Source organism: Micromonospora musae, assembly GCF_003626545.1.
Taxonomy (GTDB): Bacteria; Actinomycetota; Actinomycetes; order Mycobacteriales; family Micromonosporaceae; genus Micromonospora; species Micromonospora musae.
Genome location: NZ_RAZS01000001.1, coordinates 566,868 through 585,626, shown reverse-complemented (window position 1 = coordinate 585,626; position 18,759 = coordinate 566,868). Strand labels below are relative to the sequence as shown.

Annotated in this window: 16 protein-coding genes; 10 read left to right on the top strand and 6 right to left on the bottom strand. The window is 72.3% G+C overall.

Annotated elements, in window-relative coordinates:
* Positions 1-54 precede the first annotated feature (54 nt).
* Complete coding sequence (locus D7147_RS02760) at positions 55-1,014, top strand: zinc metalloprotease (protein WP_120673633.1); 960 nt, start codon at positions 55-57, stop codon at positions 1,012-1,014.
* A gap of 148 nt (positions 1,015-1,162) precedes the next feature.
* Positions 1,163-4,069, top strand: a complete 2,907-nt coding sequence (locus tag D7147_RS02755) for an RHS repeat domain-containing protein (protein ID WP_120673632.1) — start codon at positions 1,163-1,165, stop codon at positions 4,067-4,069.
* Positions 4,070-4,117: 48 nt separating this feature from the next.
* Here D7147_RS02755 and D7147_RS02750 read toward each other — a convergent pair whose 3' ends face one another.
* Complete coding sequence (locus D7147_RS02750; RefSeq protein ID WP_120673969.1) at positions 4,118-5,797, bottom strand: DNA repair helicase XPB; 1,680 nt, start codon at positions 5,795-5,797, stop codon at positions 4,118-4,120.
* Positions 5,798-5,965: 168 nt separating this feature from the next.
* Here D7147_RS02750 and D7147_RS02745 point away from each other — a divergent pair, with 168 nt between their 5' ends.
* Entirely contained in the window at positions 5,966-6,832 is an 867-nt protein-coding gene (locus D7147_RS02745) for a L,D-transpeptidase family protein (RefSeq protein ID WP_120673631.1), read from the top strand.
* Positions 6,833-6,934: 102 nt separating this feature from the next.
* Positions 6,935-7,162 carry a hypothetical protein gene (locus D7147_RS02740; protein ID WP_120673968.1) on the top strand — a complete coding sequence of 76 codons (228 nt, stop codon included), beginning with the start codon at positions 6,935-6,937 and terminating at the stop codon, positions 7,160-7,162.
* A gap of 49 nt (positions 7,163-7,211) precedes the next feature.
* Here D7147_RS02740 and D7147_RS02735 read toward each other — a convergent pair whose 3' ends face one another.
* Entirely contained in the window at positions 7,212-9,674 is a 2,463-nt protein-coding gene (locus D7147_RS02735) for a helicase-associated domain-containing protein (protein WP_120673630.1), read from the bottom strand.
* A 110-nt stretch (positions 9,675-9,784) separates the two neighbouring features.
* On the opposite strand from D7147_RS02735, the gene D7147_RS02730 reads away from it, so the two are divergent.
* Positions 9,785-10,408: an HAD family hydrolase gene (locus D7147_RS02730; protein ID WP_120673629.1), complete on the top strand. Its 624-nt coding sequence runs from the start codon at positions 9,785-9,787 to the stop codon at positions 10,406-10,408.
* A 27-nt stretch (positions 10,409-10,435) separates the two neighbouring features.
* Positions 10,436-10,822 carry a cold-shock protein gene (locus D7147_RS02725; protein WP_120673628.1) on the top strand — a complete coding sequence of 129 codons (387 nt, stop codon included), beginning with the start codon at positions 10,436-10,438 and terminating at the stop codon, positions 10,820-10,822.
* Here D7147_RS02725 and D7147_RS02720 read toward each other — a convergent pair.
* Positions 10,783-11,613, bottom strand: a complete 831-nt coding sequence (locus D7147_RS02720; RefSeq protein ID WP_120673627.1) for a 1,4-dihydroxy-6-naphthoate synthase — start codon at positions 11,611-11,613, stop codon at positions 10,783-10,785. The two genes, D7147_RS02725 and D7147_RS02720, sit on opposite strands and share 40 nt — an antisense overlap.
* 604 nt (positions 11,614-12,217) lie before the next feature.
* On the opposite strand from D7147_RS02720, the gene D7147_RS02715 reads away from it, so the two are divergent.
* Positions 12,218-13,096, top strand: a complete 879-nt coding sequence (locus D7147_RS02715) for a GNAT family N-acetyltransferase (protein ID WP_233562882.1) — start codon at positions 12,218-12,220, stop codon at positions 13,094-13,096.
* Positions 13,097-13,116: 20 nt separating this feature from the next.
* Here D7147_RS02715 and D7147_RS02710 read toward each other — a convergent pair whose 3' ends face one another.
* Together D7147_RS02710 and D7147_RS02705 are read right to left on the bottom strand one after the other, a co-directional pair.
* The gene (locus D7147_RS02710; protein WP_120673625.1) at positions 13,117-13,767 is read right to left on the bottom strand and encodes a futalosine hydrolase; all 651 of its coding nucleotides are present in this window, start codon (positions 13,765-13,767) and stop codon (positions 13,117-13,119) included.
* Complete coding sequence (locus D7147_RS02705; protein ID WP_120673624.1) at positions 13,764-15,395, bottom strand: MFS transporter; 1,632 nt, start codon at positions 15,393-15,395, stop codon at positions 13,764-13,766. The genes D7147_RS02710 and D7147_RS02705 overlap by 4 nt, the downstream gene beginning before the upstream one ends.
* 86 nt (positions 15,396-15,481) lie before the next feature.
* Here D7147_RS02705 and D7147_RS02700 point away from each other — a divergent pair, with 86 nt between their 5' ends.
* A complete protein-coding gene (locus D7147_RS02700) occupies positions 15,482-16,321 on the top strand; it encodes a DUF3027 domain-containing protein (protein WP_120673623.1) in 840 nt (279 codons plus the stop codon).
* 28 nt (positions 16,322-16,349) lie between these two features.
* Here D7147_RS02700 and D7147_RS02695 read toward each other — a convergent pair whose 3' ends face one another.
* Positions 16,350-16,601, bottom strand: a complete 252-nt coding sequence (locus tag D7147_RS02695) for a DUF2530 domain-containing protein (RefSeq protein WP_120673622.1) — start codon at positions 16,599-16,601, stop codon at positions 16,350-16,352.
* Between the two features lie 88 nt (positions 16,602-16,689).
* Between D7147_RS02695 and D7147_RS02690 the strand changes: the two genes are divergently transcribed.
* Both D7147_RS02690 and D7147_RS02685 read left to right on the top strand, forming a co-directional pair.
* Entirely contained in the window at positions 16,690-18,168 is a 1,479-nt protein-coding gene (locus D7147_RS02690; protein ID WP_120673967.1) for an NCS2 family permease, read from the top strand.
* 119 nt (positions 18,169-18,287) lie between these two features.
* The gene (locus tag D7147_RS02685) at positions 18,288-18,737 is read left to right on the top strand and encodes a MarR family winged helix-turn-helix transcriptional regulator (RefSeq protein ID WP_187398797.1); all 450 of its coding nucleotides are present in this window, start codon (positions 18,288-18,290) and stop codon (positions 18,735-18,737) included.
* Positions 18,738-18,759 lie beyond the last annotated feature (22 nt).

Here is an 18,759-nt window from a genome sequence, read left to right as displayed (position 1 = left end):
CGTGGCAACCCCGCGTCGATTCCGCACCGCTCCCATCCCCTGAAAGGTGCACCGATGCACAGGAGACCGATCTTCCGACTGGCAGTTCTCACCGCCACCGCCGCGACGTTGCTGGCGTCCGGTGGCACCTACGGCGCGGTCGCGGCGGCACCCGCGACCGTCGCCCCGGGTGCCGAGGCGTGTGAGCCGGGCGCCGACGAGCAGAGCGTGGCGCGGGTCGCCGAGGGCGCCACCGTCAAGGAGCCGGAGCTGTACGCCAAGAACGAAGCGAACGCGTACGGCGTCATCAAGGATTCGCCGCGCCTGCCCAACGGCAGCGTCACCATTCCCACGATCTTCCACATGATCTCCGACCATCCGCTGAGCGCGGCGGAGACGGCCCGGTGGAACACCATGATCGCGGCGCAGATGACGGTGCTCAACGACTCGTTCGCGGGCCGTACGGCGGCGGACGCCTCCGACACGCCGTTCCGGTTCTCCCTCGTCGACACCACCTGGACGGTGAACAGCGCCTGGTACACGGTGGTGCCGGGCAAGAACGAGCGGAACATGAAGCAGGCGCTGTACACCGGCGACTCCCGCACCCTGAACGTGTACGCGGCGAACATCGGCGGCGGGCTGCTCGGCTGGGCGTACTTCCCGAAGGGCTACAACAACGGCCGCGACTACATCGACGGCGTGGTGATGCTCGACGAGTCGATGCCGGGCGGCACGGCCGGCAAGTACTCGCTGGGTGACACGCTGACGCACGAGGTCGGGCACTGGCTGATGCTGGAGCACACCTTCGCGCACGGCTGCTCGGCCTCCGGTGACTTCGTGGCGGACACTCCGCGGGAGGCGGCACCGCAGTTCGACTGCCCGGTGGGCGCGGACACCTGCACCGCACCCGGCCTGGACCCGATCCACAACTTCATGGACTACACGCAGGACTCCTGCATGAACATGTTCACCCCGGGCCAGGCGGACCGGATGAGCGACGCCTGGGTGGCGTTCCGGGCCGGCGGCAGAGGCTGACGGCGGGGACCGGGCGGGCCGCGCCGACGCGGTCCGCACGGTCGCCCGAAGCCACCCGAATTGGCGTACACCGTTGTCGTCCCGCTTCGATACCCTCGTGCAACTCGATGGCGATGTACGCCGTCGTTCACGGGGGAGGGGTATCGTCGTGCGCGCACGAAGACTGCTTGCCGCGTCACTGGGCACAGTGCTCGGTGCCGGCCTGATCAGCGTCAACACCAGCCCGGCGCAGGCCTACGAGCAGCGCGACACCGGCAAGTCCGGTTGGGCCTACACGGATTCGCACCTGCCGAAGAAGTCGTTCGTCAACCCGTCCGGAGACGCGCCGATCGGCGCGTGGACGGACGCGGCAGGCGCTCGGCACAAGTCCCGGTCCTACTTCACCTTCGACGTCGCACGCTTCCGCGGGACCGTCATCCACAAGGCCGACCTGGTCATCGAGGAGCGGTCGGCGGCGGACTGCGCGACCGCCCAGCCGGTCGAGCTGTGGCGCACCGACCCGATCACGGCGACCACGAGCTGGAACTCGTCGCCGCGCCGCCGCGAACTGCTCGGCACGGTCCAGGCCGGCGGCGAGGCGGCCTGCCCCGGCTATCTGGTCTGGGACATCATGCCCGCGCTGCAGAAGCTCGCGGATCAGGGCAAGCAGACGCTGACCGTCGAGATCCGGCTGCCGCACGGCTTCGAGGCCAAGCTCTCCCACGGCCGTAAGCTCCGCCCGTTCCCGGTGATCCACAGCGAGTCGAACCACGCGCCGACGGTGGGGCAGATCGGGCTGGAGTTCCCGTCGTGGGCCTGCGGGACGTCGGCGAAGCCGCAGCCCGTGGGACCGCGCTACTACAGCCTGATGGTCAGGGGCGCGGACGCGGACCCCTACGACTACGACTACAGCGGGCAGTTCGCCGCGTGGCCGGTCGGCGACGAGAACCAGCGTGTCGAGCAGTTCGGGTCGAGTTACGGCGGCGCGCTGTCGAAGATCGACTGGGACATGTCGCAGTACCCCGACGGCACCGTGGTGGCCTGGACCGCCCGGGCCTACGACGGGCACGACTTCTCGGCCTGGGCGAAGCCGTGCTACGTCAAGGTGGACGCGCAGCGGCCGGCCACTCCGGTGGTCGTCTCGGCGAAGTACCCGGACGACGGCCAGCCGCACGGCGGGTCGGGAGTGCCGGGCACGTTCACGTTCAAGGCCAACGGGTCGCCGGACGTGGTCGGCTACTACTGGGGGCGCTTCGGCGAGACGTACAACTACATCCCCGCGCCCGCACCCGGTGCCGACGTGACGCTCGAATACACCCCCACCTCGTTCTTCGAGTCGCTGAGCGTACGCAGCGTGGACAGCGCGTCGAACTCCTCGGAGACTGTCCGTTACGAGTTCCGGGTGAAGTCGACCGCGCCGCAGGTGCGGGTGACGATGGGCGGCGTCGGTCTGCCCAGCAAGCTGGCCGTCTCCACGAACGTCGAGGGGGTCACCGAGTTCGGGTACCGCATCGGCGACGGCGGTGAGACCCGGGTGCCGGCCGGCGCCGACGGCACGGCCGGGATCCCCGTGGTCTTCGACCGGACGGGCAACGTCAAGATCGAGGTACGCAGCTACGCCGGGAGCGAGCTCGTCGGCGGGTACACCGAGACCGTGTCGGTCCGGGACACCCCGACCGTGGCGTCGGACGACTTCGCCTTCCCCGAGCACGACGGGGTGGTGGACCGCCCCGGCACCTTCACGTTCCGGCCCGGCCGGACCGGCGTGGTGGCGTACGAGTACACGCTCGGTGGCGGCGATCTGCAGCGCCTCGACGCGGCGGCGGACGGCACCGCGGTGCTGCGATGGACTCCGACCGAGCCCAACTGGTACGTGCTGAACGTGCGCAGCATCAGCGCCGACGGCACCGTCTCCGAGACCGCACAGTACGAATTCAACGTCATCGACATCAAGCCGGGCGTCTACTCCAGCACCTACTACGAATACGGCGCCTGGGGAGGCGTGGGCATCCCCGGCGAGTTCGACTTCGGCACCGCGATGCCGGATGTGGACGTCTTCCTCTACCGGCTCAACGACGGGCCCGAGCAGATCGCCAATGCGGAGTACGGCTCTGCTCGGGTGACGCTCGCGCCGGACCGCTCCGGCAGCAACACACTGACCGTGCGTACGCGTTTCCTGGACGGGTCCTTCTCGCCGTCGCGCACCTACACCTTCGAGGTCAGCGACGCGCCGGTGGTGGCGTCCAGCGACTACCCCGAGAACGGCGACGCCGGCCAGCCCGGCCAGCCGGGCCGGTTCACCTTCAACCCGGGCCGCTCCGGCGTGACCGAGTACCGCTACGTGCTGGAGTACACCGGCGAGGAGCAGGTGGTGGCCGCCGGCGCGGACGGCCGGGCCACAGTCGAGATCACGCCGACCCACTCCGGTTACACGCTGCTGACGGTCACCAGCCGGACGGCCGACGGCACGGTCAGCCCGGAGCGCCGGTACTACTTCCGGGTCCGCGATCCCCGGGTGAACGTGAGCAGCGCGTACGACGAGTACAGCCCGCGCGGCGGGATCGGTTCGGTCGGCAGGTTCGGGGTCTACACCGAGATCAGCGAGGTGACCACCTTCGAGTACCAGCTCAACGGCGGGGCCTGGCAGAGCGTGCCGAAGGAGCCCGACGCGCTCGTCACGGACATCTCGGTGACCATGGACCGCAACGGCGCGAACGTCTTCTCGGTGCGGGGCCGGACCGCGTCGGGCGACTACACGCCGCAGACCGACTACCCGTTCCTGGTCGGCACGGCGCCGAAGGTCGCGTCGAGCACCTATCCGGCCGACGAGTGGGCCGGCGGAGTGGGCGTGCCGGGTGAGTTCACCTTCACCCAGGGCAGCCCGGGTGTGGTGGAGTTCGAGTACACGGTCGACGACGGGCAGCCGGTGACGGTGGCGGCGAACGCCGCCGGAGTCGCCACCGTGACCTACACGCCGACCTCGTTCAGCTCGCACACCATGCGGGTGCGCGGGCGCACCGCCGACGGGGCGTGGACCGACATGACGAGCTACTACTTCCTGGTCAACTTCTCCTGACCCGATGGTGACGGTGGGCCGCCCGTGCGGGCGGCCCACCGTGCTCGCTCAGTCGACTGCCGGCAGCGAGGGGCCGAGGACGTCGTCGGCGTCCACGATGGTGTACGCGTACCCCTGCTCGGCGAGGAAGCGCTGCCGGTGGGCGGCGTACTCGGTGTCGATGGTGTCCCGGGAGACCACCGTGTAGAAGTGCGCCTGCCGGCCGTCCGCCTTGGGGCGGAGCACCCGGCCGAGGCGCTGCGCCTCCTCCTGCCGGGACCCGAACGTGCCGCTCACCTGGATGGCGACGGCCGCCTCGGGCAGGTCGATGGAGAAGTTGCCCACCTTCGAGATCACCAAGGTGCGCAGCGAACCGGAGCGGAACTCGTCGAAGAGGCGTTCCCGCTCCTTGTTGGTGGTCGAACCCTGGATGATCGGCGCGTCCAGGTATTCGCCGAGCTGGTGCAGCTGGTCGATGTAGCCGCCGATCACCAGCACCTGGTCGTCGGGGTGCCGGTCCACCAGCGCCTTGACCACGGGGAGCTTGGTGCGGGCGGTCGCCGCCATCCGGTAGCGCTCCTCGGCCTCCGCCGTGGCGTACGACATCCGCTCCGCGTCGGTAAGCGTCACGCGTACCTCGGTGCACTCGGCCGGGGCGATCCAGCCCTGCGACTCGATGTCCTTCCACGGCGCGTCGTACCGCTTCGGGCCGATGAGGCTGAACACGTCGCCCTCGCGGCCGTCCTCGCGGACCAGGGTCGCGGTGAGGCCCAGCCGGCGGCGGGCCTGGAGGTCCGCGGTGAACCGGAAGATCGGCGCGGGCAGCAGGTGCACCTCGTCGTAGATGACCAGGCCCCAGTCACGGGCGCCGAAGAGGTCCAGGTGGGTGAAGGCGCCGCCGCGCCGTGAGGTGAGCACCTGGTACGTGGCGATGGTGACCGGGCGGATCTCCTTGCGCTCGCCCGAGTACTCGCCGATCTCCTCCTCGGTCAGCGAGGTGCGGGCGATCAGCTCACGCTTCCACTGCCGCCCGGCGACCGTGTTGGTGACCAGGATCAGCGTGGTGGCCTTCGCCTCGGCCATCGCGGCCGCGCCGACCAGCGTCTTGCCGGCGCCGCAGGGGAGCACCACGACACCCGAGCCGCCCGCCCAGAACGTCTCGACCGCCTCCCGCTGGTACGACCGCAGCGTCCACGGCTTCCGGCCTTCCTTGCCGGCCTCGGCCAGCTCGATCGGGTGCGCCTCGCCGTCGACGTACCCGGCGAGGTCCTCGGCGGGCCAGCCGAGCTTCAGCAGCGCCTGCTTGAGCCGGCCCCGCTCGGAGGGGTGCACCGCGATCGTGTCGTCGTCGATCCTGGCGCCGAGCATGCCGGCGAGCTTCTTGCTCTTGGCGACCTCGACCAGCACCACCCGGTCCAGCGCCCGCAGCACGAGGCCGTGCACCGGGTCGTTGGCGAGCTGGAGCCGGCCGTACCGGTCCATCGTCTCGGCCACGTCGACGAGCAGCGCGTGCGGCACCGGGTAGCGGGAGAACTTGATCAGCGAGTCGACCACGCTCTCGGCGTCGTGCCCGGCGGCCCGGGCGTTCCAGAGGCCGAGCGGGGTCAAGCGGTAGGTGTGCACGTGCTCGGGGGAGCGCTCCAGCTCGGCGAAGGGGGCGATGGCCATCCGGCACGCCTGCGCGTCGGGGTGGTCGATCTCCAGCAGCAGGGTCTTGTCCGACTGCACGATCAGGGGTCCACCGCTCACGCCAGCGTCCTTCCGTCCGATGGGCTGCCCGACGAGGTGGAGTACCCACCGCAGGCCGACCATCCAGTGTTGCACGCGGCCGGAGCCGGACAGGAAGTTGCGCACGGGGTGCAACCGACCTGGCGCTCGTGAACGTCTAAGAATGGGACGGCTGCCCAGGGAGGCCCCATGAAGCGTGTTCGGACAACTTCCCGGCTGGTCGCCCTCGTGGTGGTCACGCTGGTCGGGGCCGGTGCGTGCGCGCTCGATCCGCAGGCCGGCGGGAGTGGGGGCGGGGGCGCCGCTCCGGTCGGCGCGGCGGAGCAGGTATCGGGGGCGAGCGCGGCGCCCGGCCCGGACCAGCCCCCTGCCACGACGCCGGCGAAGCCGAAGGCGACGCCGACCCGGATGGCCCCGCCGACGAAGCCGACTCCGAAGCCGAAGCCTTCCACCGCCGCGCCGTCCGGCTGCCCTCAGGGCGAGCACCAGCGGGCCGTGGAGGCGTACCTGGCCCAGCTGGGCGGCTTCGGCCGGGTGACCGTCGACGGCCGGCAGTCCGCCGCCGACTGCGCCGCCATCAAGAAGTTCCAGAAGAGGTACGACATCCGCCCGGTCCAGGGCCGCGCCGGGCCCACAACGTACGACGTGGCGAAGCGGCTCGCCACCACCGACACCGGCCGATGCGAGGCGGGGTCGGGGCTGACCTTCTGCATCGACCTGACCCGGCAGACCACCTGGGTGATGCGCGGCGGCGAGGTGGTCGTGGCGCCCACGGTGACCCGTACCGGGATGTCCGGCTATCGGACGCCGGCCGGCACCTACAAAATCAACTTCCGTAACGTCAAGGAGTGGTCCGACCCGTACGAGGTCTGGCTGCCCTACTGGCAGCACTTCACCCAGGGGATGGGCTTCCACGAGACCACCACCTACCTGCACGACAAGTCGATCGGCTCGCACGGCTGCGTCAACCTGCTGCACGCCGACGCGGTCCGGTACTGGGAACTCGGGAAGGTCGGCAGCCGGGTGGTGCTCGTCGGCCGCCGCCCCGGCACCTGAGCCGCTGATCAGCGGGCGGGAGTCGGGGTGTTTCACCCTGTCACTCCCGCCACAACGGTGCCACTCTGGACGTCCGGCGTCGTACCGGACGGGGAGGCGCAGATGGCGCTCGATCATGAGGTGGCCCGGCAACGGGACGAGGAAGAGGTGTCCACCGCGACAGTGGTCGCCTACGTGCTCGCCGCGGTGGTCCTCTTCGGCTGGTTCCTCTACGGCTGGCTGGTGCTCCGGCAGGGCTTCGTCAACTCGATCGGCGAGGCCGCCGGCACCGGGTTCGCACTGCTGCTGATCGTCTCGATCGTCGGCACCGTACGCCGCAGCCGCCGCTGACCCGGCCGGCCGGATCGCCGGCGGCCGGGCCCGCTCCGCTCTTCGGCGGTCAGTCGGCGCGCACCGCCGCGGTGATCCGGTGCAGCGCGAAGGTGTGCAGCATCTCGGTCCGCTCGTCCTCCGCCCGCAGGTAACCGGCGCCGATGGAGACCGGCTTGACCAGCCGGGACGCGGTCGCCCCGTGCGCGTCCACGTAACCGACCCAGACCAGCGCCTTGTCCCGTACCGCCTGCTGGAGCACGGCGAGCGCGTCGCTGTGGCCCTGGACGGGCGCCGGACCGGTGGCACCCCGCCCGCCGCCGCGTACCGCCGCCGGGGCCCGCCGCGCCGCGCGTGCCGCCGCGTCGCCGCGCCGGATCTGCTCCACCACCCCGAGCAGTCGCGGCATCGGCACCCGCGGCGCGGCCAGCGGGTCCAGCGTCCGGGTGCCCACCGACACCCGGGCGGCCGCCCGCCGGGTCTTCGGGCGGGACAGCACCGCCGCGCCGGTGGCGTCCTCGGGCACCGGGGCGTACCCGGCGTCGCGCAGCGCGCCCAGCAGCCGCCCGACCTGGTACGGGCTGACCAGCACGGTCGGCGCCAGTCGGCGCAGCGCCAGCGACTCCAACCGCCGGTCGGCGCAGACCTCGCTGAGCAGCGCCTCGTCGTCACTGCGCAGGTACGCGCCGGCGGACCCGGCCCGCAGCCCACCGTGCCGGCGCGCCACGTCGTCCACCAGGTACGTGAGCGACTGCGGCACCGGCGTACGGGACCGCCGCCGGAAGAGCGCATGCAGGTCGTCGGCGCTGTACCCCGCGTCCAACGCCCGACGCACGCTCGCCGTGGTCACCCGGTGCACGCTGGCACCGCCCGCGGACTCCAGCTCGGCCACCGCGTCCAGCTCGGCCGCGAGCGCCGGCTCGGGCGGGCCCGGCACCACGAGGGTCAGGTCGGCCTGCATGAGGAAGTGGTCCACCGGGGCGGGCAGCAGGGCGTCCAGCGCCCGCGCCGCCGTCGACGGTTCGTCGCTGTCGGCCTCCAGGTGCAGCCCGAGCGGGTCGGCCGCGCCGTCGTCGGTGCGGGTGACGTCGGCCAGCAGCAGCCGCCCGTACGAGGTGAGCGCCCCCAGCCCGGTCACACCAAGCTGGGCGGCCTCGGCCAGCACCTCCCGGTGCGCGGCCTCCCGCCCCCGGCTGCGCCGCGGCGAGCGCCAGTCCAGCAGCGCCAGCACCTCGTCGACGGTGGGTGCGGTGGCCGGCTCCAGATCGGCCAGCACCCCGAGCACCGCTCGTCGGGAGAGCGGGGCGCTGGCCCGCTCCGCCTCGGCCGAGAGCGCCGTGATCGGCCGGTCCCGGTCGTCGCGCTGGCCGACCAGCCCCACCTGCCGGGTCATCGTCAGCCAGGCGCGGGCCAGCTGCTCCCAGCGCTGGGCCAGCGAGGCCGCCCGCCACACCTCGTAACCGGCGGCCGGCAACACCTGCTGGTCGGCACCGTACCGGTTGGTGGTGACGCCGGGAAGCTCCAGCTCGCCGAGGAGCCCGGCCGCGTACGCCACCTCGATCAGCAGCGCCGTCGTCGGCTCGTCCAACCCGCCGGTGCGGGCCAGCCGACGCAGGTCACGCACGCCGATGCCGCCGGAGCGGAGCACCGCGGCCGGTTCGGCGGCGAGCTGCTCCAGCAGACCTTCCGTGTGGCGTACCACCTCCATGGTCTGCCCGGCCCCGGCGGAGTCGACGGCCTTCGGCTCGCGGGGCGCGGCGGAGACCGGCGGAGGGCTGGTCCGCAGCGGCCCGAGCGGCCCGCTGTCCCGGCGCAGCAGCAGCCCCACCTCGCGGGGCAGCTCCACCGTTCCGGCCGAGACCGGTACGAGCAGCCGGTGCTCCACCAGCCAGCGCACGGGTGACCCGGTCGGCACACCGCCGTTGACCGGGTTGGGCGGCAGCTGGTCCTCCTCGCCGATCGGCGGCGCCTGCAACGCGCCCGGCGGCACACTGCCCACCGGCGGTCCGGCCGCCAGCCGGTCCAGGATCGCCCGGGCCGAGGGCGGTGCGGCCAGCAGCGTCCGACGCAGCTTCGCCGGGTCGGCGCAGAGCGCGGCCGCGCGCCCGTCCAGCTCCGCCGCCGGCCGACCCAGCCCTGCCGGGTAGGGCGACACCTCGTCGACGCTCTCCACCACGCTCAGCGCGTGCTCCGGGCCGTACAGCAGGAAGAGCGCGCGCAGCCGGTCGACCGCGCCCCGGACGGTGGTCGGCGCGGGCGGCCGGGGCCCGCTCGTCGCCATGGCGAGCACCGCCTCGGTGGCGGTGGTGCCGTCGGCCGGGTCCCGGGTGAGCCGGGCGGCGTCGAGGATCTGCAGGGTGAACTGGTCCAGCCCGTCCAGGGCGCGGGCCACCGACACCCGGGACTGCGCGCGGGTGGCGAGCGCGGAGATGTCGGCGGGTACGGGCACGACGAGGTCCGGCCGCAGCTGGAGGAGGGCGGCCAGCGACTCGTCGGGGAGCGACCGCAGGTGGTCGGCGAGTGAGGTGGTCATCGTCGTTCCACGCTAGCCCGGCGCGGGCCCGTCCCGCCCCTCGGACGTCAGGCTGGCCTGCCGGGCACCGGCCTCCGGGGCGCGGAGGGCCCGGCCGGTACGTTCTCCGCATGCCTGCACTGACTGTCGGGTTCGATCTCGACATGACCCTCGTCGACTCGCGTCCCGGCATCGCCGCCGCGTACCGGGCGCTCACGGCGCGCACCGGCGTGCCGGTCGACGCGGACGCGGCGGTGTCCCGGCTCGGGCCGCCGCTGCGTACCGAGATCGCGCGGTGGTTCCCGCCGGAGCAGGTCGAGTCGGCGGTGTCGATCTTCCGTGAGCTCTACCCGGCGTACGCGATCACCCCGACCGTTCCGCTGCCCGGCGCCCGGGAGGCGATCGACGCGGTCCGGGCGCGGGGCGGACGGGTGCTCGTGGTCACCTCCAAGCTCGGCCGGCTGGCCCGGCTGCACCTTGATCACCTCGGACTGGAGGTGGACGAGGTGGCCGGTGATCTCTTCGCCGAGGGGAAGGCGACCGCCCTGCGTGAGCACGGCGCGACCCACTACGTCGGTGACCACGTGGCCGACATGGTCGCCGCCGAGACGGCCGGGATCCCGGGGATCGCCGTGGTGACCGGCCCGTGCTCGGCCGAGGAGCTGCGGACGGCCGGAGCGGAAGAGGTGCTCGACGATCTCAGCGGATTCCCAGCGGCGCTGGACCGCATGATCCAGCTAGCCTTGGAGCAGTAGACGTCTCAACGAAGCAGGGGATCTCAGGTGCCTACGGGTCGAGTGAAGTGGTACGACGCGGCCAAGGGATACGGTTTCGTCACCAGTGACGAGGGTGGCGACGTGTTCCTGCCGAAGGGCGCGCTACCGGCGGGTGTCACCGACCTCAAGGGTGGTCAGCGGGTCGACTTCAGCGTGGTCGACAGCCGGCGCGGCGCGCAGGCCATGGGGGTCAAGCTGCTGGACGCCCCGCCGTCGATGGCCGAGCTGCGCCGCCGGCCGGCGGAGGAGCTGCACGGGCTCGTCGAGGACATGATCAAGGTGCTGGAGGCGAAGGTCCAGCCGGATCTGCGCCGGGGCCGGTTCCCGGACCGGAAGACCGCGCAGAAGATCGCTCAGCTGGTCCACGCGGTGGCGAACGAGCTGGAGGTCTGAGGGACCAGCCCGGCGGCGGCGGCCCGGCCGAGCAGCGCGTCCACCGCGGCGAATCCCGCCTCGCCCAGGTCGGCGGAGAACTCGTTGACGTAGAGACCGATGTGCCGGTCCACCACGTCGAGCTCCATCTCCTGGGCGTGCGAGAGCACGTAGTCGCGGCTGGCGGCCGGGTCGGCCCAGGCCATCCGCACGGACTCCCGGATCCAGCCGGCGGCGGCCTCCGGGTCGACCGCGCCGCGCCGGGCCAGGATCGCGCCGAGTGGAATGGGGAGGCCGGTGTCGGCCTCCCACCACTCGCCGAGGTCGACCAGCGAGGTCAGGCCGTGCCGGTGGTAGGTGAACCGCGCCTCGTGGATGACCAGGCCGGCGTCGTACCGGCCGGCGGCCACGCCGGGCATGATCTCGTGGAACGGAACCACCTCGATGCGCGCCGGTGGGCGATCGGCCGCCCAGAGCCGGAACAGCAGGTACGCGGTGGTGCGGTCGCCGGGCACCGCCACGGTCGCGCCCGACAGGTCGCTGCGGTCGCCGCGGGTGAGCACCAGGGGGCCGCAGCCGCGGCCGAGCGCACCGCCGCAGGGCAGCAGATGGTACTTGTCCAGCAGCCACGGCAGCGCCGCGTAGCTCACCTTCACCAGGTCGAACTCGCCGCGCTCGGCAGCGGTGTTGGTGACGTCCACGTCGGCGAAGGTCACCTCGACCGGCGGAGCGCCGGCGACCTGGCCGTGCACCAGGGCGTTGAAGATGAAGGTGTCGTTGGGGCAGGGCGAGAATGCCAACGAGAGCGCCACGACCCCACCGTAGCCCCGTGCCGTGACGACCGTCTGAACCGGCCCCTGTGGTGTGACGCGCCGCTACCTCGGTCCCGGGTGCGCGACCTGGACCACGGTTCTCCCCCCGAGCGGATCGGCTCTCCCCCGAGCGGATCGGGGCGGAGTCGGCAAGCGTATGTGGTGCGTGCAGCCTTTGGAACTGATGTCGTAGGCGATTCGAGCGCAGCGCGGCAGGTGCGTAGGTGGCCGGTGGGTGGTCGATGCCGCCGCGCATCCGGTGACCCGCACCGTGATGACCCCGCATCCGGTGACCCGCACCGTGATGACCCCGCATCCGGTGGCCCGCATCGTGCTGACCCGCGCATCGTGCCGGCTCGCGCATCGGTGCTGGCTCGCGCGTCGTGCTGGCTCGCGCGTCGTGCTGACCCCGGCATCGTGCTGGCTCGCGCATCGTGATGACGTGGGTGGCTCAGCTCTAAAGCGTCGGCGGACCATGGGTTGGTCCCCGGTGCGTCCGTCGTCTGTCCACCGCTCCATGAGTTTCCACCGGGTTATCCACAAGGTTGTCCACAGGTCCGCGACGGGTGTTGATAACCGCGCCGCCAGTGTCGAGCATCGATCCGTGGGCGAACCGGTGGACGCGGTCGAGCGCAGGGCCGTCGAGCAGGGCACGGCGGTCGAGCAGGGCACAGCCGTCGAGCTGGGCAGGACGCTGCGGGCCCTGCGCCGCAGGGCGGATCTGAGCCAACGGGAGCTGGCCGAGCGATCGGGCGTACCGCAGGCGACCTTGGCGCGCATCGAGTCCGGCCGGACGCGAGACCCGAGGTTCCGCACGGTCGAGCGCCTGGTGCGGGCCGCCCGTGGCGACCTCGCGATCGGAGCACCCGCCGGAGAGGTGTTGCCGGCGCCGGAAGTGCCGCACGACGAGATGCGGGACGAGGCGGGGCGGCGCTACCCGGCCCATCTGGACGTGTGGGAGGTCCGTGAGCCACGCGACTGGCCGGGAGCCTGGTGGGCCGACTGGTACAAGCTGCCACCGGAGCGGTACCCCTTGCCCCTCCCGCCGGCGACCTACGAGCGGAACCGGCGCTACCGCGACAACCGGCGGCGGCGCGAGGCGGTGCGGCGGACCGTGCGGTTACGCCGGGTGACCGGCGCGGACGTGCCGCACACCGGCTGGCGGTTCGTCGCCGAGCTGCCGGACGGCGAACTCGTCGGCGAGCTGCGGGCCCACGAGCGGGACCCGCACCTGAGGTACGGGCAGGGGCTCGCGCACGAGCGGGAGATGGTGCTCGACGGGATCCTGGTGGCGTACGACTACCGCCGTCTGGGCATCGGGCGGCAACTGGTCGAGGCGCTCGTCGCCGGAATGCGTGAGCGGGAGATCGTCAGCGCGTACGCGATCGCCGACGGCCCGGGCATCGACCTGCTGCTGGCGTGCGGATTCCGGTTCGAGGCGAGCCGGCCGGCGGCGCTACGGCTCGACCGGCCCCGACGTTGACGTCCCGCCCACCGTCGCGCTCAGCTCAGGGCGGGGGCGGCCTCGGTCAGGGCGGCGAGCGCCTCGCGCATCCGCCAGGCCGCGCGGTCGCGGGGGCCGACCGGGTTGGAGATCGTCCGCAGCTCGCCGAAGGGGAGACCGGTCTGCGCGGCGGCCATCGCCACGCCGTACCCCTCCATCGCCTCGGCCACCGCCTCCGGGTGGCGTCGGGCGAGCAGTTCGGTGCTCGACGCGGTGCCGGTCACCGTGTTCACGGTGAGGATCGGCCCGACCGTGGCGTCCGGCAGGGCGGCCCGGAGCGCGGCCAGCAGCTCCCGGTCCGCGGGGACGGTGCTTCCGCCGCCCAGCAGCGCCGGGGGCATGCCCAGCTCGTCGATCGGGAGGAAACCCTCCGGGGTCTCGGCGCCGAGATCGGCGGCGATGCTCGCGGTGCCCAGCACGGTGCCGCCGACCGGGACCCGACCGACGAAGCCGCCGCCGACGCCGGCGCTGACGACCGCGCGGTACGGCTGCCCGGCCGCCTCGGCCAGCGCCAGCGCCCGGGCCGTGGCCGCCGCGGCGACGGCGGGCCCCACGCCCGCCGGCAGCACGGTCACCGTCGGGTCGATGAGGCCCGCCCGGATCGCCTCCGCCTCGGCGGGTACGGCGGTGACCACCAGCAGCCCGCTCACGACACCGGTCCGCGTGGTTCCTGGCGGCTCTCCTCGTCGCTGCCACCCGGCCCGGCGACGGACGGGGAGGGGCGGTAGATGTGGTAGCCGGGCGGGGCGGTGGGACCGGGCTCGTAACCCGCGCTCTCCTGCGGTGCCGGCGCGGGTGAGGTGGGGCGCGGATCGTCGGTCTCCGCGGCCGGCCGCGCCGTCGGCTGCTCCGCCGGCTCCTCCGTCTCGGTCAGCTCGTCGTCGCCGAGCGGGCGACCGACCAGGCGTTCGCCACGGAGCCGGCCGGCGACCAGTACGCCCCGGATCGCCGCGACCACGCCCACGGCGCCGGCGACCGCGATGCCGATCCGACCGTCGAAGGGGACCAGTCCGAGCCCGCCACCGGCGACGAACGCGATCATCAGCACCGTCTCGGAGTGGGCGAAGGAGCTGGCCCGCAGCCGCTCCGGGATCCGTTCCTGGATCGACGCGTCGACAGCGAGCTTGGCGATGCCGCTGAAGAGGGAGGCGACCAGGCAGAAGAGGGCGACCATGGGGAGCGAGAACTTCACCACGGCGAGCACCGCGACCCCGGCCACGATGATCATGCTGCTGGACTGGATGGCGGTCGGCCGGTGGATGCGCAGCCGGGTGCCGATCGCGGTGGCCAGGAAGGTTCCGACGACCAAGGCGCCACCGACCAGGCCGAGGGCGGCCTCGTCGGTGAGGTCGCGACCGAACGCGACCGTCGTCAGGTCGCCCTTCTTGATGGCGAAGGCGAGGAAGAGCAGCAGGAACCCGTAGACCCCGCGCAGCGTGGCCGCGCCGATCAGGGTGGCGATCACCAGCCGGCCGGCGGGGTTGCCCCGGCCCAGCGGGCGGTCCGCGGGCCGGCGGCGGCGCAGCAGCGCCCGCAGCGGACGGGGCACCCGTTCCGGCGGCTCCGAGTCGGCCTTCGGCGGCAGCCGTAGCGAGATCACCATGCCGATCAGGAAGATCACCGAAGCGACCCGCAGCGGCCACTGCGGCCCGAACCAGAACGCGGCCAGTCCGATCGGCGCGACCAGGCCACCGGCGATCGTGCCGTAGACGCTGGCCCGCGCCCCGACCTGGGAGAGGCCCAGCCCCTCCGGCAGCAGTCTCGGCACCGCCGCCGAACGCGCGACCCCGTACGCCCGGGAGAGCGCCAGCACCCCGAAGGCCGCCGGATAGAGCCCGAGACCGTGGATGTGGTCGCTGATCATCCAGGCCAGGAAGGCGCGGCCGAGCATGGTGGTGGCGAGCGCGTACCGGCGGCCGTGGCGGAAGTGGTCGAGCAGCGGCCCGACCACGGGGGCGAGCATCGCGAACGGCACCATGGTGATCAGCAGGTAGAGCGCCACCTTGCTGCGCGCCTCGCCCAACGGGACGTTGAAGAAGATCGTGCCCGCCAGGCCGATGGCGATCAGGGTGTCCCCGGCGCAGGAGAGCGCGTGCAGGTCGAAGAGGCGGACCATGCCGGTCTCGCCACCCGCGCCCCGTGCCCGGGCCCGCCCTGCGCTCCGGGTCACCCAGCGTCCGCTGCCGATCGAACCGCGCAGCATCAGCCGGGCGAAGCGGATGCCGGTGCCGGCGGTCCGCCCGAGGACGGACCGCTCAGGGCGGGATGACGGCGGCATGTGCACCATCCTCGCCCATCGGATCCGGGTGTGCCGCACCAGTTCGGGAGAACGGTCGGGGAGTCCCCGTCGCCGGTGACGTAAGCATGGGGAACAATGGTCGGGTGACCAGGCCCGCCTCCACCCGTGCCGCCCGTCTCGACCAGGTCTGCGCCGCCGCCGTCGAGGTGGCCCGCGCCGGCATCACCGAGGTGGACGCCTCCGACGTCGGTGAGCATCTACAGGCTGTCGCCGAGGGTGAACGGCTTGTCACGCACTACTTCGAGTGCCGGCTGGCCGGCTACCGCGGCTGGCGCTGGGCGGTCACCGTCACCCGGGTGCCGCGCAGCCGCAACGTGACGATCTGCGAGACGGTGCTGCTGCCCGGCACGGACGCGCTGCTCGCGCCCGGCTGGCTGCCCTGGCAGGAGCGGCTCAAGCCGGGCGACCTGGGCCCGGGCGACCTGCTGCCCACCCCGCCCGACGACGAGCGGCTCGCCCCCGGTTACCTGCTCTCCGACGACCCGGCGGTCGAGGAGACGGCCTGGGAGCTCGGCCAGGGCCGGGCCCGGGTCTTCTCCCGTGAGGGGCGCGCCGAGGCCGCCCAGCGTTGGTACGACGGGGACCACGGCCCCTCCGCGCCGATCTCCACGTCCGCCCCGGCGGCTGCCCGCTGCGGCACCTGTGGCTTCTACCTGCCGCTCGCCGGCCAGCTCCGGCAGGCCTTCGGCGCCTGCGGCAACTTCTACGCGCCGGACGACGGCCGGGTGGTGAGCGTCGATCACGGCTGCGGCGCGCACTCGGAGACGCTCATCGAGGCGGCCGAGACCTCCGTCGACGAGATGCCGACCGTCTACGACGACAGCGCGGTGGAGGCGGTCGCGGTCAGCCGCGCGCCCGGGTCGGTCGAGGGGGCCGAGCCGGCGGAGCCGTACGGCCACTCCTGAGTAAACGCCCCGGTCAGCGGGGCGCGGTTCAGCGGGGGGCGGCGCGACGGCGGCGACGGTTCGCGTCGTGCCGGAGCATCACGGCGAGGCCGGGAAGGCCCCAGAGGAACCCCGCCAGGCTGATCCAGAGCCAGTTCTCGTGCCCGTGCTCGGTCAGCCAGCCACGGAAGAAGAGCAGTAGCACCAGGCCGACTACCGCCCAGCCGGCCATCCCGGCGAGGGCGAACGGCACCATCGGCGGATCGAGTGGCGCGGGCCGCGGCGGCTGCTGGTTCGGCACGTCGCAAGCGTACGCGATCAACTTCCCTGCCAGCCCACTGATCTGGGACGATGCGCGCGACGACCCGAAGATCACCTGCGAGGACGTGATGGCAGTACCGCCCCCCAAGAACGGCACACCACCCGATCCCGATTCGCCGCGCAACGGATTCGACCGGTACTTCGAGATCTCCGCCCGTGGCTCGACGTTGAGCCGGGAGGTCCGTGGTGGCCTGGCGACCTTCTTCACGATGGCCTACATCGTGGTGCTCAATCCACTGATCCTCGGCAGCGCCGCCGACGGTGACGGCAAGAAACTCGCGATCCCGGCGATCGCGGCCGCGACGGCGCTGGTCGCCGGCGTGATGACCATCCTGATGGGTGTGGTAGGCCGGTTCCCACTGGCGCTCGCCGCGGGCCTCGGCGTCAACGCGCTGGTCGCGTTCGAGATCGCCCCGGAGATGACCTGGGCCGACGCCATGGGCCTCGTGCTGATCGAGGGTGTGATCATCGCGGTGCTGGTGCTGACCGGGCTGCGTACCGCCGTGTTCCGTGCGGTGCCCACCCAGCTGAAGACGGCGATCGGCGTCGGCATCGGGCTCTTCCTGACCATCATCGGGCTGGTCGACGCCGGCTTCGTACGTCGGGTGCCCGACGTGGCCAACACCACCGTGCCGGTGGGGCTGGGGATCGGCGGCAAGCTGGTCAGCTGGCCGCTGCTCGTCTTCGTGGTGGGGCTGCTGCTGACGCTGGTGCTGGTGGTACGCCGGGTCCGGGGCGCGATCCTGATCGGAATTCTCGGCTCGACGGTGCTGGCGATCATCGTCGAGGCGATCGCGAACGTCGGCCCGTCGGTGGTCGACGGCAAGCCCAACCCGAAGGGCTGGTCGCTCAACGTTCCGGAGTTGCCGAAGACCATCGTGGACCTGCCGGACCTGTCGCTGCTCGGTCACTTCAACGTGCTCGACTCGTGGGGCCGGGCCGGCTGGCTGGTCGTGCTGATGTTCGTCTTCACGCTGCTGATCACGGACTTCTTCGACACGATGGGCACGATGGTCGCGGTCGGCCAGGAGGGCGGGATGCTCGACGAGCGGGGCACCCCGCCGCGGGCCAAGGAGATCCTGCTGGTCGACTCGATCGCGGCGGCGGCGGGCGGTGCGGCGAGCACCTCCAGCAACACCTCGTACATCGAGAGCGCCGCGGGTGTGGCGGAGGGCGCCCGGACCGGTGTGGCGAACCTGGTCACCGGCGGGCTCTTCCTGCTGGCGATGTTCCTGGCGCCGCTGGTGGTGGTCGTGCCGTTCGAGGCGGCCTCGACCGCCCTGGTGGTGGTGGGCTTCCTGATGATGACCGCGGTGCGGACCATCGACTGGTCCGACTACGAGATCGCGATCCCGGCGTTCCTCACCATCGTGCTGATGCCCTTCACCTACTCGATCTCCAACGGGATCGGGGCCGGTGTCATCACCTACGTACTGCTGAAGCTGGCCCGGGGCAAGGCGCGGGAGGTGCATCCGCTGATGTACGGGGTGGCCGCGCTCTTCGTCCTCTACTTCCTGCGCGGGCCGATCGAGTCCCTGGTGCTGTGAACGCTCGTCCCGGGGCCGGTCGTCCGGCAGTGGAGGGCCGGCCCCGGGACCGGCGATGTCCTCGTGAGCCTGGTCATATCAGATGTCGTTAGCCATGCTCATTAGTTAAGCTAACTATCGTGACGGAGCGGACGGTGACGGCGAAACGCGTGCCACCGGCGCAGCTGGCCCCTCAGCTGCGTGATGCGATCACTCGACTCAACCGGCGGGTCCGACAGGCCCGGCCGGTCGGAGACCTGACGATCACCCAGCTCAGCGCACTCACCAGCCTCGGCTTGGCGGGCGCGCTGACACCTCGGGAACTGGCCGACGTCGAGCGGGTACAACCGCCGACGATGACCCGGATCGTCGCGAAGTTGGAGGAGCGCGGCCTCGTGCAGCGCACCCCCCATCCGACCGACGGACGCCAGGTGATCCTCTCGTCGACCGAGGGAGGGCGGGCGGTGCTCGAGCAGTTCGAGCGCGCTCGCAACGAGTGGCTGGCTAACCAGCTGGCCGAACTCAGCGAGGCCGATCGGGAGACGCTGCGGAGAGCCGCCGAGCTTCTGCAGCAGATCGCACGCGCCTGACTCACGCGCCCGTACCGCCGGG

Coding starts and splice junctions, on each gene's coding strand:
- D7147_RS02760 (WP_120673633.1), top strand. CDS start 55: ATGCACAGGAGACCGATCTTCCGACTGGCAGTTCTCACCGCCACCGCC.
- D7147_RS02745 (WP_120673631.1), top strand. CDS start 5,966: ATGAAGCGTGTTCGGACAACTTCCCGGCTGGTCGCCCTCGTGGTGGTC.
- D7147_RS02740 (WP_120673968.1), top strand. CDS start 6,935: ATGGCGCTCGATCATGAGGTGGCCCGGCAACGGGACGAGGAAGAGGTG.
- D7147_RS02735 (WP_120673630.1), bottom strand. CDS start 9,674: ATGACCACCTCACTCGCCGACCACCTGCGGTCGCTCCCCGACGAGTCG.
- D7147_RS02730 (WP_120673629.1), top strand. CDS start 9,785: ATGCCTGCACTGACTGTCGGGTTCGATCTCGACATGACCCTCGTCGAC.
- D7147_RS02705 (WP_120673624.1), bottom strand. CDS start 15,395: ATGCCGCCGTCATCCCGCCCTGAGCGGTCCGTCCTCGGGCGGACCGCC.
- D7147_RS02700 (WP_120673623.1), top strand. CDS start 15,482: ATGGGGAACAATGGTCGGGTGACCAGGCCCGCCTCCACCCGTGCCGCC.
- D7147_RS02690 (WP_120673967.1), top strand. CDS start 16,690: ATGGCAGTACCGCCCCCCAAGAACGGCACACCACCCGATCCCGATTCG.